The sequence below is a fragment of the Flavobacterium azizsancarii genome (genome assembly GCF_027980145.1).
Classification (GTDB): Bacteria; Bacteroidota; Bacteroidia; order Flavobacteriales; family Flavobacteriaceae; genus Flavobacterium; species Flavobacterium azizsancarii.
Window position 1 is genome coordinate 41,661 of sequence record NZ_JAMZNK010000026.1, and the last position, 14,206, is coordinate 55,866.

Sequence of the window (14,206 nt, forward strand, 5' to 3'; positions counted from 1 at the left end):
TTTTTTAGACTCTCATAATTTAATACGATTTATTTGAAAAGAGTCTTAATTATTTTATTAAAAAATCAAATATAGGTATTAGTAGAAAATAACTTTACTAAATTTGTGAAAAATTACAAATCATGACAAAAATCACCATAAAAGAAACTCAAAATCCAGCTATACTAAAGTTTGAATTTGAAGATTTCATTACAAAAAATCAAAACTTCGAATTTAAAAATATTGATGAAGCCGAGGCATCACCATTAGCACAACAATTATTTTATCTTCCATTTGTAAAAACAGTCTATATCTCAGGAAATTTTATCGCTATCGAAAGATATAGTATTGTTGAATGGGATGATGTAAAAGATGCTGTTGCTGAGCAAATTACTTCATTTGTAGATAAAGGCGGTGTTATTATAAAAGTGGATGAAAACCAACCTAAAAAACAACCTATTACTGTTTACGGGGAAACAACACCAAATCCTGCTGCATTAAAATTTGTGGTTAGCAGAATGTTGACTAAAAATGCTATTGAATATAAAAACATAGATCAGACTGCTTCTTCGCCATTGGCTAAGGAATTGTTTAAATTTCCTTATGTAAAAGAAGTTTTTATTGATGAGAACTATATTTCGGTAACTAAATATGACATCAACGACTGGGATGAAATTACATTGGAAGTAAGAACTTTTATTAAGCAATTTATCGAAAACGGAGGAACTGTTTTGGATGAAAACTTAATCGAAGTGGCAACTAAAAATGATATTACTAAAGATGAAGCATTTGACAAACTAGATACTACATCGCAGCAAATCATTAATATTCTGGAAGAATATGTAAAACCGGCAGTTGCGGCTGATGGTGGAAATATTGCTTTTGACTCTTATAATGAAGATGACAAAACGGTAAAAGTAATTCTACAAGGTGCTTGCAGCGGTTGTCCGTCTTCTACTTTTACTTTAAAAAGCGGAATCGAAAATATGCTGAAAAGTATGTTAAACGATGAGGCTATTAAAGTGGAAGCTATAAATGCATAAAAATTTATTTTAGTAAAATAGGAAAAGCGTTTGCCATTTGGCAGGCGCTTTTTTCGTTAAACGTATATCTGCCTAATTATCAATAAATTATTATCTCATTCTTATTATAAAAACAGTTAATATTGTATTCTAAACTAATCAATATAAAACCATGGGATTATCTTCATTTTTTAAGAATTTATTTGGCACGGCCAAAGATTCTGCTTCTGATTTGGCAACACAAGCCGAAACTACATTTGAACAAGTTAAGGAAGCTGCTACTCCTTACATCGAGAAGGCAGAAACTTTTGCAGAAGAAACTATCGCAAAAGTAAAAGAAGCTTCTGAACCAATTCTTGACAATGCATCAGAATATGCACATAATGCTAAAGAAATTGTAAGTGAATATGTCGAAAAAGCATCAGATTCATTAAGTGATGTAATCGATTCTGTAAAAGAAAAGGCAAGTGAACTAACCAGTGATACTAAAGCAGTTGCTTCTGAAACGGTAGCTGATATTAGCGCAAAAACTGAAACTACAGCTGACCAAATTATTGATCCTATCCCTGTTAAGGAATAGAAGCTCATTTTTTCTTATAAAAATAAATAGTTCTATATTTGCAGTATTAATATGCCTTCTCCTTTGGGAAGGTTTTTTTTATTCGAAAAAACATGAACATGAATCCTGATCAGGTTAGCAGCTACCTCACTAAATTTATTGACGTACTGGTGGATTATTCGCCTAAATTAATTTCGGCTTTTATTATTTTATTTGTTGGTATCTATGCCATCAGATTAATAAACAGAATTATCACGAAAGTGATGGTCAAAAGAAATTTAGATCCTACCTTAACAAGGTTTCTTTCGGACATCTTAATATGGGCACTCCGAATTTTATTATTTGTAACAGTTATTGACAAACTTGGAATCGGAACTTCCTCATTTGTTGCCATTTTAGGAGCAATGGGACTTGCGGTAGGTTTATCATTGCAGGGTTCCCTTTCTAATTTTGCCGGAGGAATGCTAATTATCGTTTTCAAACCTTTTAAAGTTGGAGATACGATCGAAGCCCAAGGTATTGCAGGAACAGTAGTAGAAATTCAGATCTTTGTTACCAAGATGCTTATGGGTAACAATCAAACCGTATTTGTGCCCAATGGCGCTTTATCAAACGGAACTATCATCAATTATTCTATGCAGGGAGAACGAAGAGCCGATTTTACATTTTCAGTTTCATACGAATCTGATATCAAAAAAGCAAAAGAAGTCCTTCTGGGTGTTTTAAACAGTAATCCTAAAGTGCTTAAAAATCCGGCACCGGAAGTTTTTGTAAAAAACCTAACGGCAAATTCTGTTGATTTTGCAGTGCGCCCGTGGGCAAAAAAAGCAGATTACGGATCTGTCTTTTCTGATACTTTAGAAAATTGCAAAATAGCTTTAGACGAAGCCGGAATTTCATTTCAGCCGTTTACAATTGAAAAATAAAATTGGATTATTGTTTTTTTGATGGAGGTGCCATCATAAAATCTTTTAAATAATAAGGTTCAAAATAAGCGACATCTACAGTGTCGCTTTTTTGGTATTTATTGTAACTGATTTTACTCATTGCAGCAGCAGAGGGATATTTGATTTCTTCTAAAAATACAAAGTTTTCTCTAGTTAAAACAGTTTTACATTTCTCAGCACAATCACCCACAAAATAGATTGTTTCGGTAAAATCCTTAAAAGAATCTTCTGTAATAATTTCAGCCTCAATTGGTCTTTCAATTTCTAAATCTGCAGTAAAAATTTCACTATACACTTCCATTCTTCTTGCATCAATCATCGGAATAATTTTACCTTCGGCAACATTTGCCTGAGAAGCTAATGTCTGCAAAGTATCAATTGCGATCAAAGGAATATTTAATGCATAACATAATCCTTTTGCTGCAGATACTCCAATACGTAAACCGGTGTAAGAACCCGGTCCCTGACTTACTGCAACAGCAACCAGATCCTGAACTGTAATTTCTGCCTCTGCAATTACTTCTTCAATAAAAACATGCAATTTTTCAGCATGAGAATATCCTTCTTCGGCAATTTCTTTACATATAATTGTTTCTCCGTTTTTGGCAATGGACACGGAGCAATTTTTGGTAGCAGTTTCTATATTGAGAATAAAAGACAAAGTATTTATTTTTTTTAATTAATTATTTGTATCATCCTAAGTGTTCCATAATCTCGGAACTCTTAGGATGATACTATCTTAAAGATATTTTTTATTTATTTCTTAGGTAAATCTGCTTTTCTAAGCTTCACTTTATCGCCGGAATTCAGTTCTTTAGAAACTGTTGTATAAGGTCCGGTAATCACGACATCTCCAGGTTTTAATCCTGACATCACTTCAATATTGGTATCATCCTGAATACCTGTCTTAATGATTCTAATTTTAGCCTTATCACCTTCTTTTACAAAAACACACTCAAATTTCTTATCGCTTTTGGGTGTTACTTTTTTATCATCGCTTGGTTCTTCAATCTTAACATTCTTCACAGCGGTGGTATCAGATTTTACAACAACGGCACTAATAGGCACTGCCAGAACATTATCTTTTGTTTTTGTAATAATATCAACAGTTGCTGTCATCCCAGGCCTAAAAGGCGAATATGTATCAGGTTTACCTTCTAATAAATCCTGATATGATTCTTTTAAAATACGAACTTTAACTTTAAAATTGGTTACCTGATCTGATGTCAGGGTTGTACTTGCTGAGTTCGAAATACTGGTTACAGTACCTTTAAACTTCTTTTTTAAATAGGCATCAACTTCGACATTTGCTTCATCACCAATTTTAACTTTTACAATATCATTTTCGTTAACATCAACTTCAACTTCCATGTTGTTTAGGTTCGCTACTCTTAAAAGCTCTGTTCCTGCCATTTGTTGCGTTCCTAAAACGCGCTCTCCTAATTCTACATTTAATACTGAAATTGTTCCATCAGCAGGTGCATAAATTAAGGTACGTCCTAAATTATCTTTTGCTTCAGTAACAGATGCCGAAGCACTTTGAACATTAAAATAAGCATTTTGTTTTGTCGCTTTTGCTACTTCATAAGTAGAAATTGCTTTATCCCAATCTGATTTTGAGATTACGCCTTTATCGTATAATGTTTTATTACGCTCATAACTTGCTTTCGCTTCCTTGTAACTAGCCTCAGACTGTGTCAAACCAGCTTTGGTTCCTGATAAATTAGCAAGAGATCTGTCTAAACCTGAAGTATACAAATCCGGGTTTATTTTAACCAGCAAATCACCTTTTTTAACCACCTGGCCTTCTTTTACATTCAAGGCAATAATTTCGCCTGAAACCATAGAAGAAAGTTTTACTTCGATTTCAGGTTGAATTTTTCCTGTTGCAGAAACGGTCTCCACAATAGTTGAAGCTATTACTTTCGATACTTCTACTTCTTTCCCTTCATCTTTATTTCCTATTACACCTGCTTTCGAAAGACTAACTAATGCTATAATAAGAACTAAAGCACCACCAAGTAAGAAATAAATTGTTTTTTTTGACATAATAAATTATTTTGTGATAATTGGGACAATTGGAATTCCAAAATAGAATTCAAGTATTTTTATTTTAAACATGTAATCGTATTTTGTTCTGATAACATCTGACTGTGCATTGGTTAACAATGTCTGAGCTTGTGTAAAATCGAATGAATTCATCAAACCTACATCGTACTTTTCTTTTGCATAGTTGTAAGCTTGTTGTCTTGCTTCTAAAGTTACAGTTGATGATTCGTAAGTATTCAATGCTCCTTTTGCATCTGTAAAAGCAGTGTAAACGTTACGTTGCAAATCTAAACTTTTTTGTTCTAAATCTATTTTAGATTTATCTAAACTTACCTTGTTTCTTTCTACATTATTTCTAACTGAAAAGCCATTAAAAATAGGAACATTTAGCTGAAAACCAAAATTGTGTCCTTTGTTATCACTAAACTGATCTAAAACAGAATGTGGTCCTGCATAAACTGGGTTTCCACTCCCATCAGTTCCGATAAGTCTATCGCTGTAACTTGCACTTGTACTAAATTGATAAAAACCCCTAAGTGTTGGCTGAAAAGCACCTTTTGCAATAGCAACACTTTTCTCTGCAATTTCAAGATTCGTTTGTGCCAGCTTCAATTCTGTTCTTATTTCTTTTGCCTTATTGTAAATATCAGTTGGAGTTTGTGCCAGAATATTATTTTCATCCTTGGCAGTTGTATCATCTACAACATCAAAATCCGTAAACTCTTTTAATTGTAAAAGCTGTGCCAAACTTAATTTAGAAATTAACAAACTGTTTTCAGCAATAATTATACCTTGTTGATCAGTAGCTTCAGTAGCTTTCAAATCATATAGATCACCACGCGGAATTGTTCCTGCATTCACCATTTCCTGAGAACGTGCCAAACGTTTCTGATCAATCAATAATTGTTCTTTTTTTACTTTTAAGTTTTCTTTATTAAAAAGGATTTCCAAAAATGCATTGGCCACATTTAGCGAAATATCTTCCTGCATTTTCAGCAATTGATATTGCGATGCTATAATAGAAAGTTTTGCTCTTCTATAAGTGTTTTGATTTTGCAAACCTTTGTAAATATCAATACCTGCATTAGCTCCTAATGAAGAATATTGTGTCGTTTGAGTGGTAGCAATATTGGTCACGGGATTAACGTTCAAACCAATATTCCAGGAATGAGAAGCAGTTCCGCTTACTGCTGGAAGAAAACTTCCCAATGCTCCTTTTTTATCAATCGCAGCATTTTTAACATCTAACTCTGATAATTTTATAGTAATATTATTATCTAATGCATAACGCACACATTCCTCTAATGTCCATTTTTTCGATTGTACCTGAGCTGATAAACCAAGCCCAAACAAGAGGGCAAAAACAAGACTATTATATTTATTTATTTTCATATATTTTGAATGAAAGCATAGCAGAAGATGCTACGCAAATTTAACATTTTAAACCCCAAAAACTCTTTTATACTTTCAAATTATTTTTTCTCTCCTTCATTAATCAATCCCTGATTCCAGATCTTAATTTTATCCGAAGATGTAATTCCGCTTTTAACCTGAACATAAATTCCGTCGCTAACACCTAAAACTAAATCTCTTCTTTGAAATTTCTTCGAAGCGGTTTCAATTTCAACATATGGCTTTTGAGTTTTTTTATCAAATTGAACTAATGATTCTTTTATTGCTAAAACCTTATCCGCTTTCTCTAAAATAATAGAAGCATTTGCACTCAAACCGGCTCTGATAAAAGTTGCGTCTCTATTTTCTAATTTGGCTTTTATTTCAAACTGAATAGCACCATTTTCTACTACTCCTTTTGGAGCTATATCAGTCAAAACTGCTTCGAACTTTTTATTTTCGATCGCTCCAACTGTAATCTCAATTGGCATTTTTTCTTTGATTTTACCTACTTCAGATTCATCAATTTTTCCAATAAAAATCATTCTTCCAACATCTGCAACACTTGCAATTGTAGTTCCTTCATTAAAGTTATTACTTTCAATAACCTGATTTCCTACTTTTACAGGAACTGCTAAAACCATTCCTGTTACTGTAGAACGAATTAAGGTATTTGCATAATTTCCCAGTGAGGTTGTTGTACCTGTTTTTACGATATCTAAACTTTGTTTCGCAGCCAGATAGTTTTGTTTTGCCTGTGTATAAGACAATTGGGCTGCATCAAAATCATTTGCAGAAATTACATCTTTATCAAATAAGGTTTTTTGTCTTTTGTAGATTTTTTCCTGATTGTCTAAAGCAATTTTAGCCGTTTGTACCTGATTTTGTGTACTGCTTACATTAGACACATTAGCCACAACTCTAATTTTGGCAATCATATCGCCAGCTTTGATTTTTTCTCCTGCTTTGATATACACTTCTTCGATAATACCTGAGATATTAGGTTTGATGAGAACTTCTTCATCAGGCTGAATGTTTCCGGTTGCAATTGCCGTTTTTACGATCGTTTTAACCTCTGCTTTTTCAGTTTGAAAAACAATTGGAGATTGTTGATTTTTAGCGTACAAATAATATAGTGCGCCAAAGAAAACTATAGCAATGAAGATTAAAATGGTTACGGTTACTCCTTTTTTCATTTTGTTTTTGGTTTAATCGATTATATTTTGATTGATAATTTATTCTGTTCGTAAAGCATCTACGGGCTTTACATTAATTGCGGTCTGTGCCGGAATAAATCCTGCCAGCAAACCAGACCCTACTAATATTAATAATGCAACAAATACTACTCTTAAATCTACGCTTGGGTTAGCAAACATGGTATTATTTCCTGCAGGCATTGAATCTAAGAACATATTCAGGACAGCTACAACTCCAGTTGCTACAGCAACACCAAACATTCCTGAGATAATAGTCAAAAAAATAGATTCAGATAAAATCTGACCACGAATTGCTCCGGGGGTAGCTCCTAATGCTCTGCGGATTCCGATTTCTTTGGTACGTTCTTTAACTACAATCAGCATAATATTGGAGATTCCGATTACACCAGAAATCAAAACTAAAGATCCTACAAAATAAGCAATGAAATTTAAGATATCAAACAAACTTTGTACTTTTCCAAATTGTTCGTACATATCATAATTTCCAATAGCACGATCGTCCTTTGGATGTATGGAATGAAGCACTTTCATCTGATCTAAAATTTTTGGTTTCAAATCTGTAATCGAAACTTCATCTATGGCTGTAAGAGCCATCCAGCCTACTTTGTCTCCATAATTAAAAGCTTGCTGAAAAGTAGTAAAGGGCACAAATATATTCTTTTGCTCTTCCTCTGCATTCCCACCGGTTTGTTTAGAATTATAAACTCCCACAACCATAAAATTGATTCCGTTAATTTTTATATAAGTGCCAACAGCTTCTTCTTCTTTTCCATAAAGGTCACTGATAACCCCTTTTCCAATCACCGCTACTTTTCGTCTTTCGAGAATATCCTGTTGATTTACAAAACGTCCTTTTATAATATCCATTGGCTGTTGCTTGATCAGTTCAGGGTAATCCCCATAAACAGCAAAGGCAGATGTTTTTGTACCACGTACCACATTATTGGTTCCGCTATTAGAATTTCCCAATTGGTTTCTTGGCGAAACATATAATAAATCCGGAAAAGCAGCTCTCAAGGCCGCAACATCACTATTTCTAAAATCATAACGGCGTGTTTTAGGCAAACCTTTATATGCTTTTGATGTGGTCTGACTCCACATAAACATTGTATTAGTTGCTATTCCGTCAAAATCTTTTTTCACTCCATTCTCAAGCCCTTTTCCCACAGCAAGTAATATTACCAGAATAAAAATTCCCCAAAATACTCCAAATGCAGTTAGGACCGTTCTGAATACGTTGGCTGTTAAAGCCTCTAAAATCTCGTCCCAATTATCTTTCTTAAACATAATTATTCGTCTCTAAGTGCTACAATAGGTTTTATTTTGGCCGCTCTGTATGCTGGGAAAAATCCAGCAAGTGCCCCTGCAAAGACAAGTAATGCCAATGTTGTTAATGCAACACCGAAATCTACCGAAGGATTTACAAAATATTCACTTTTAATCATTGGGCCTACAAATTCTAACAATAACAAACTTGCCAATAATCCAACAAAACCAGCAATCGTGGTAATAAAAATAGATTCGTGAAGTATCATCGAAATAATAGAAATCGGCGAAGCTCCCAACGCTTTTCTGATTCCAATTTCCTTCGTTCTTTCTTTTACTATAATAAGCATGATATTACTTACTCCTACAACTCCGGCAATAATAGTGCAAATACCAACCCACCAGAAAAATAATCTGATATAAAGATTTAAATCATAAAACTTTTTTCCTTCTTCTACAGAGTTGTAAACACCAACTCCGCCATCATCAGTGGGAGCAACTGTGTTTCTACTCTTAAGTAAGTCCTTTAAATCCTGGGTGAATTTTTGAGATTGTGCTAATGCCGCATCATAGTTATCTGTCTTTTTTAAAGTAAAAAACAGATTACTTATCTTATCTCCTACTCCAAAAGCTCTTTGCACGGTCGTTTTGGGTAAATAAGCTCTTGCTTCCTCTCTTTCTCCGCCGGGATCTGTAAAAACCCCTACTACTTTGAAATTGACATTATTAATTAAAATCTCTTTTCCTAAAGGGTCAGCATCTTTAAACAAATCTGTTTTCACTTTCATCCCAATAGCAGCTACTTTCTCATTATTAGCAAGATCTTTACTATTGACAAACCTTCCCTGAACAATAGTAATATTTTCTACACCTGCAAAATCAGGATCAACTCCTCTGAACTGATAACTTCCAGATTCTTTACCATAAGAAAACGCACCACCCCAAAAGTTATAGGTCGCGGCTCTCAAATCTAATTTATCTTCAAATTTTTGTACAGATTCTTTATAATCACCATCTCTAAACTGAACTTGTCTCCCCGGATTTAATCCTTTGTATGCTTTTGTTGTAGTACCGGACCAAACGATAATAATCCCAACAGCATCCTGTTCGAATTGTTTTTGAATTCCGTTTTGAAGTCCCTGACCTGCACCAAGCAAGATTACCAAAATAAATATACCTGAAGCTACAGAAACTCCGGTAAGAAATGTTCTTAACCTGTTTTTGGAGATTGCCTCAAATATTTCCTGCCAACGCTCAATATTAAACATAAGATGAAGCTCTAACTTGTTCTACCATTTTATCATCGATAATCAATCCGTCTTTCAGGACTACATTTCTTTTGCACATTGCAGCAATATCCGGTTCATGGGTAACAATCAAAATTGTTTTGCCCTCATCATTAATTCCCTGGATAAGCTCCATAACTTCATACGAAGTTTTAGTATCCAAAGCTCCTGTTGGCTCATCTGCCAATAAAACTTTAGGGTTCGAAGCTAAAGCTCTTGCGATTGCAACACGTTGTTTTTGACCTCCGGAAAGTTCATTTGGTAAATGATGAGAATGTGTTCCCAGACCCACTTTTTCTAGATATTTCATCGCAATATCATAACGTTCTTTTCTCTTTACACCTTGATAATACAAGGGCATAGCAACGTTATCAAGGGCAGTTTTATAATTTATTAAGTTGAACGATTGAAATACAAATCCTAAAAATTTATTTCTATATCTCGAAGCTATCGTTTCATTTAGATTTTTAATTGGTGTATTATCTAAAATATAACTACCAGAATCTGCTTCATCGAGAATTCCTAAAATATTTAAAAGTGTCGATTTCCCAGATCCTGAAGATCCCATAATCGCAACTAATTCACCTTCTGCGATATTAAAGTTAATCCCTTTTAAGACATGCAATTTTGAATTTCCCATTTTATAGGACTTATGTAAATCTTTTATTTCGATCATGGTATTGTTAAATTTTAAAACAATAATAACATTTTTATTAAGTAAAATATGATAAGAAAACGTTAATAATTTCGTTTAGTTATTACAATAAGACTCAATTATTTATCAAATGTTACACTTTTTTAAGATAATATAATTGTTTTCTTAATTTTGCATCACTAAAAAAAATCTTAACAATGAAGTTTTTTTCAATTATCTCTTTATTCACGGTACTTACTGCTATAAGCAGCTGTTCTACATCTCAAAAATTAGAAACCTTAAAACCGGAACCGGACGACGCAAGTCCTTTAGTATACGAAGCAAATCCTTCGTTTATCAATTTACCCATAACAATAAAACTCAGGGATATTGAAAACCAAACCAATTCTTTACTGAATGGTTTGATATATGAAGATAACAACATCGAGGACGATGATATCGAAATGAAGATCTGGAAACAAGCACCTATAAAAATTCTAAATGACCCAGCGAATCCGGATAAAAAAATAAAAACAATTTTGCCATTAAAAGCAACAATCAAATATAGAATTGGTACTAAACAATTGGGCGTTGAACTTTATGATGTCAGAGAATTTAACCTGAATGGAGTAATTACTTTATCAAGCGATGTAGCGCTGACGAACTGGAAATTAAATACTAAAACTGCTTTCAAATCATTAGACTGGAGCGAAAGCCCGACAATGCTAGTCTTTGGAAAAAGTATGCCAATAACTTATCTTGTTAATCCGGCAATTTCTATTTTTAAATCTAAGATTGAAAAGAAAATAGATGAAGCGATCGAAAAATCGATGGATTTTAAACCGAATGTTTTAACGGCTTTAGAAAAAATCTGTACTCCTTTTCAGATGAGCGATACGTATGAAAGCTGGTTACGAATTGTTCCTGTTGAAATCTATTCTACAAACGCAAAGCTTAAAAATGATTCGTTTTTATTGGATATGGGAATGAAATGCAATATGGAAACTATTGTAGGCAAACAACCGGAATCCAAATTCAGCGCCAGTAAAATTATTTTGAAACCTGTTACTAAAATCCCTAATCAGATTTCGGCTAATATTGCTGCAATTTCAACTTATATTGATGCTTCGAAAATTATGACCAAAAATTTTGCCGGACAGGAATTTGGATCAGGAACCAAAAAAATAACGGTCAAAAATGTATCTATCTGGCATAAAAACGGAAAAATGGTAATTGCGCTTGATGTTTTGGGCTCTATAAACGGAACTCTTTATTTAAACGGGTTTCCACAATACAATCCTCAGACTAAAGAAATTTATTTCGAAAAACTTGATTACGTTTTAGATACAAAAAGCAGATTAATGAGAACTGCAAGCTGGCTTGGACAAGGCTACATATTAAGAAAAATGGAAGAAAGCTGTCGTTACTCGATACAGCCTAATTTAGAGGAAGGTAAAAAAAGCATGGCAACTTATCTTAAAAACTACTCTCCAATGCCTGGTGTTTTTGTAAATGGAAAAATGGAAGACATTCAGTTTGATAAGATCCAACTAACCAATCAGGCGATTATCGCTTTTATTAAAATAAACGGAACTGTGAATGTTTCCGTAGATGGATTGAAATAGAACAAAGAAAAAAGCAGAATAAAATTATTCTGCTTTTTTCTTTTTTGACTGGTACATTCTATAAATCAAATAACCAATTACTGCTACAAGCAAATAAGGGACGACCATCAAATAAACTATACCGTTATTTACTGCTTCTGCTTTTTTTATGTTTGAATCTCCTCCAAGTGCTGCACGACACATGGCGCATTGAGCATTTGCTGCAAGAGAACAGAAAATAGTCAAAAGAACGTAGAAGCATTTTGTTGAGAAAAAATTCACTAATCCGCTTCTGTCTTCCATCTTATTTTCCAATCTATTTTCTATATTCTTCATTCTGTTTTCTAATTTAAGCATAATAAGGAGAAATCATTAAGTAAACTACAACACCTGTAACCGCCACGTACAACCAAAGCGGAAAAGTTATTTTAGCTATTTTTTTATGTCTGTCGAAACGTTTTGCAAGTGCTCTTACATACGTTATTAATACTAATGGAATTATAGCAATCGATAATAAAATATGTGTTATTAAAATAAAGAAATAAACATATCGTATCGCGCCTTCTCCACCAAATTTAGTAGAATCTGCAGTCATATGATACGCCACATACATTACTAAAAAAGCAACTGACAATGCAATAGCAAAAGTCATTAAACGTTCGTGAAGCTTTAATTTTCCATTTTTAACAGCAATTACTGCCCAAACTAAAACTATAGCTGTAATACCATTTGTTGTAGCATAAATTGGCGGCAAGAACGAAAGTGGTTCTACATTAATACCAAAATCTTTTAATTTGATTCCGAATAAGATTGCTACTACAACCGGAATAATAATTGAAACCGCAACAATAAGCTTGCTGTATTTTTTTTCTAATGAATGATCTTCCATTTCTATTCTGCTAATAATATTTTAATATCTTCCTGAATATCCCTAACTCCTTTTTTGTCCAGTCCGTCATAATAAATATTCGGATTTCCAAATTCATCTTTTCTGCAACGTATGTTTCCGTCTTTATCAATTAAGGCAAATAAACCTGAATGCTCAAAACCACCACTTACTTTATCATTTTCACCGGCATAAAGATTAAATCCTTTGTTAGACAAATCCATAATAGTAGCTTTATCGCCTGTTAGAAAATTCCAGTTAGAAGATTTTACACCCAATAATTTAGCATGATCTTTTAAAACCTGTGGAGTATCATGTTTAGGATCGATCGTAATAGAAACAAGACCGAAATTTGGATTACCAAAAAAAGTTTTCTCAATCTCCAACATGCTTAAATTCATCTTAGGACAAATTGACGGACAAGTTGTAAAGAAAAATTCCAAAACATACACTTTTCCTTTATAGGTTTCATTAGAAACTTTAATGTTATCCTGATTTGTCAATTCAAATTTAGGAGCCGGACCAATTGTTATTAGTTTCGCATCTGCTGTAGAATTTTTTAATCCAACATTATCCAAGCGATTTCCTTTAACGACATCTCCATTTTTTATTCTGTCTACAATTTTAGGCACTGCATAAATTCCGAAGATTAAAATAATAAACGAAATTCCGATATATGATTTATTTTTAAACATAATATATAAAGATTAAAGTTCTTTTGTTGCGTTGTGATTCTTTTTCAAAGCTGCGCGATATTCATATAAAATGATTTTAAAATCATCTAACATTTCGTTGCTTAATTCTGACGGATGAAAAGTATTGTATCCTTCCTTGTATTCATCTTTATCTTTTCGTCCTCTTAAATTTCTTTCTTTATCAACGATGTAAACATTCGAAGTTCCAAGATTCTTATCTAATTTTTCTCTAAGATGCAATTGATCATAAAACACGCTGATTTCTTCCGGAGAAGCAAAAACAAAATGCCAACCTGAAACATCTGTAAAAGCACCTAATGATTCTAAAATTTTCTCAGCATCTTTTTCAGTTCCTAAAGGGCAAACCACTACAAATTGCAAATCTGTAAAACCATTATAACGCTGATAGATTTTCTCATTTAGATTGAAAAAATTTCCTCTGTTTTTTAAAATCTCAGTTCCTGAAAAACCAAGAATAGTAATTTTATTATTTAAAGTTACTTTTTCTCCTTTAAGGGATTTCCAATTACCAAAGTCGGCAATTTTAGGAGTGATTGTTGGAAGTTTAGTAAAACTATTTACACCTGAAGCAAAAAACAAATAGGCTACAATTGGCAAAACAAAAAGTACAAAGAGAACTATATTTTTTTTCATTGTATTAACGGAAATT

15 protein-coding genes are annotated in these 14,206 nt (G+C 33.1%); 4 read left to right on the forward strand and 11 right to left on the reverse strand.

Annotated features, from left to right (window positions below):
- Positions 1-122 precede the first annotated feature (122 nt).
- From NJT12_RS15310 to NJT12_RS15320, 3 genes are all read left to right on the forward strand, one after another.
- Positions 123-1,022, forward strand: coding sequence for a NifU family protein (locus NJT12_RS15310; RefSeq protein WP_271336788.1), 900 nt, complete (start codon positions 123-125; stop codon positions 1,020-1,022).
- A 151-nt stretch (positions 1,023-1,173) separates the two neighbouring features.
- Positions 1,174-1,581 (forward strand): YtxH domain-containing protein, encoded by a 408-nt coding sequence (locus tag NJT12_RS15315; protein WP_271336789.1) that lies wholly within the window; start codon positions 1,174-1,176, stop codon positions 1,579-1,581.
- Positions 1,582-1,673: 92 nt separating this feature from the next.
- Entirely contained in the window at positions 1,674-2,486 is an 813-nt protein-coding gene (locus NJT12_RS15320) for a mechanosensitive ion channel family protein (RefSeq protein ID WP_271336790.1), read from the forward strand.
- A 7-nt stretch (positions 2,487-2,493) separates the two neighbouring features.
- On the opposite strand, the gene tsaB is transcribed toward NJT12_RS15320, so the two are convergent.
- The 7 genes from tsaB to NJT12_RS15355 all read right to left on the reverse strand — a co-directional run bounded on the left by tsaB (position 2,494) and on the right by NJT12_RS15355 (position 10,393).
- Positions 2,494-3,168, reverse strand: a complete 675-nt coding sequence (tsaB, locus tag NJT12_RS15325) for a tRNA (adenosine(37)-N6)-threonylcarbamoyltransferase complex dimerization subunit type 1 TsaB (protein ID WP_271336791.1) — start codon at positions 3,166-3,168, stop codon at positions 2,494-2,496.
- A 95-nt stretch (positions 3,169-3,263) separates the two neighbouring features.
- The gene (locus NJT12_RS15330; protein ID WP_271336792.1) at positions 3,264-4,556 is read right to left on the reverse strand and encodes an efflux RND transporter periplasmic adaptor subunit; all 1,293 of its coding nucleotides are present in this window, start codon (positions 4,554-4,556) and stop codon (positions 3,264-3,266) included.
- Between the two features lie 6 nt (positions 4,557-4,562).
- On the reverse strand, positions 4,563-5,948 hold the full coding sequence (locus tag NJT12_RS15335) for a TolC family protein (RefSeq protein WP_271336793.1): 1,386 nt from the start codon (positions 5,946-5,948) through the stop codon (positions 4,563-4,565).
- 80 nt (positions 5,949-6,028) lie between these two features.
- Positions 6,029-7,144, reverse strand: a complete 1,116-nt coding sequence (locus tag NJT12_RS15340; protein WP_271336794.1) for an efflux RND transporter periplasmic adaptor subunit — start codon at positions 7,142-7,144, stop codon at positions 6,029-6,031.
- Between the two features lie 39 nt (positions 7,145-7,183).
- Entirely contained in the window at positions 7,184-8,452 is a 1,269-nt protein-coding gene (locus NJT12_RS15345) for an ABC transporter permease (RefSeq protein WP_271336795.1), read from the reverse strand.
- A gap of 2 nt (positions 8,453-8,454) precedes the next feature.
- Positions 8,455-9,699 carry an ABC transporter permease gene (locus tag NJT12_RS15350; RefSeq protein ID WP_271336796.1) on the reverse strand — a complete coding sequence of 415 codons (1,245 nt, stop codon included), beginning with the start codon at positions 9,697-9,699 and terminating at the stop codon, positions 8,455-8,457.
- Positions 9,692-10,393 carry an ABC transporter ATP-binding protein gene (locus NJT12_RS15355; protein WP_271336797.1) on the reverse strand — a complete coding sequence of 234 codons (702 nt, stop codon included), beginning with the start codon at positions 10,391-10,393 and terminating at the stop codon, positions 9,692-9,694. The genes NJT12_RS15350 and NJT12_RS15355 overlap by 8 nt, the downstream gene beginning before the upstream one ends.
- A 176-nt stretch (positions 10,394-10,569) precedes the next feature.
- Between NJT12_RS15355 and NJT12_RS15360 the strand changes: the two genes are divergently transcribed.
- Positions 10,570-11,976: a DUF4403 family protein gene (locus NJT12_RS15360; RefSeq protein ID WP_271336798.1), complete on the forward strand. Its 1,407-nt coding sequence runs from the start codon at positions 10,570-10,572 to the stop codon at positions 11,974-11,976.
- Between the two features lie 24 nt (positions 11,977-12,000).
- Here the strand turns inward: NJT12_RS15360 and NJT12_RS15365 are convergent, their stop codons facing one another.
- Genes NJT12_RS15365 through NJT12_RS15380 form a run of 4 tightly spaced genes read right to left on the reverse strand, consistent with a single transcriptional unit; the run spans position 12,001 to position 14,190 of the window.
- Entirely contained in the window at positions 12,001-12,291 is a 291-nt protein-coding gene (locus NJT12_RS15365; RefSeq protein ID WP_271336799.1) for a hypothetical protein, read from the reverse strand.
- A gap of 13 nt (positions 12,292-12,304) precedes the next feature.
- Positions 12,305-12,844: a DUF420 domain-containing protein gene (locus NJT12_RS15370; protein WP_271336800.1), complete on the reverse strand. Its 540-nt coding sequence runs from the start codon at positions 12,842-12,844 to the stop codon at positions 12,305-12,307.
- Positions 12,845-12,846: 2 nt separating this feature from the next.
- Positions 12,847-13,536, reverse strand: coding sequence for an SCO family protein (locus tag NJT12_RS15375; RefSeq protein ID WP_271336801.1), 690 nt, complete (start codon positions 13,534-13,536; stop codon positions 12,847-12,849).
- A gap of 12 nt (positions 13,537-13,548) precedes the next feature.
- Complete coding sequence (locus NJT12_RS15380) at positions 13,549-14,190, reverse strand: hypothetical protein (RefSeq protein ID WP_271336802.1); 642 nt, start codon at positions 14,188-14,190, stop codon at positions 13,549-13,551.
- Between the last annotated feature and the right edge of the window lie 16 nt (positions 14,191-14,206).

What these genes read in the sequence shown, in the direction of transcription:
- NJT12_RS15310 (WP_271336788.1), top strand. Translation starts at nt 123, where the DNA reads ATGACAAAAATCACCATAAAAGAAACTCAAAATCCAGCTATACTAAAG.
- NJT12_RS15345 (WP_271336795.1), bottom strand. Translation starts at nt 8,452, where the DNA reads ATGTTTAAGAAAGATAATTGGGACGAGATTTTAGAGGCTTTAACAGCC.
- NJT12_RS15365 (WP_271336799.1), bottom strand. Translation starts at nt 12,291, where the DNA reads ATGAAGAATATAGAAAATAGATTGGAAAATAAGATGGAAGACAGAAGC.
- NJT12_RS15360 (WP_271336798.1), top strand. Translation starts at nt 10,570, where the DNA reads ATGAAGTTTTTTTCAATTATCTCTTTATTCACGGTACTTACTGCTATA.
- NJT12_RS15320 (WP_271336790.1), top strand. Translation starts at nt 1,674, where the DNA reads ATGAACATGAATCCTGATCAGGTTAGCAGCTACCTCACTAAATTTATT.
- NJT12_RS15330 (WP_271336792.1), bottom strand. Translation starts at nt 4,556, where the DNA reads ATGTCAAAAAAAACAATTTATTTCTTACTTGGTGGTGCTTTAGTTCTT.
- NJT12_RS15350 (WP_271336796.1), bottom strand. Translation starts at nt 9,699, where the DNA reads ATGTTTAATATTGAGCGTTGGCAGGAAATATTTGAGGCAATCTCCAAA.
- NJT12_RS15340 (WP_271336794.1), bottom strand. Translation starts at nt 7,144, where the DNA reads ATGAAAAAAGGAGTAACCGTAACCATTTTAATCTTCATTGCTATAGTT.
- NJT12_RS15375 (WP_271336801.1), bottom strand. Translation starts at nt 13,536, where the DNA reads ATGTTTAAAAATAAATCATATATCGGAATTTCGTTTATTATTTTAATC.
- NJT12_RS15380 (WP_271336802.1), bottom strand. Translation starts at nt 14,190, where the DNA reads ATGAAAAAAAATATAGTTCTCTTTGTACTTTTTGTTTTGCCAATTGTA.
- NJT12_RS15370 (WP_271336800.1), bottom strand. Translation starts at nt 12,844, where the DNA reads ATGGAAGATCATTCATTAGAAAAAAAATACAGCAAGCTTATTGTTGCG.
- NJT12_RS15315 (WP_271336789.1), top strand. Translation starts at nt 1,174, where the DNA reads ATGGGATTATCTTCATTTTTTAAGAATTTATTTGGCACGGCCAAAGAT.
- NJT12_RS15335 (WP_271336793.1), bottom strand. Translation starts at nt 5,948, where the DNA reads ATGAAAATAAATAAATATAATAGTCTTGTTTTTGCCCTCTTGTTTGGG.
- NJT12_RS15355 (WP_271336797.1), bottom strand. Translation starts at nt 10,393, where the DNA reads ATGATCGAAATAAAAGATTTACATAAGTCCTATAAAATGGGAAATTCA.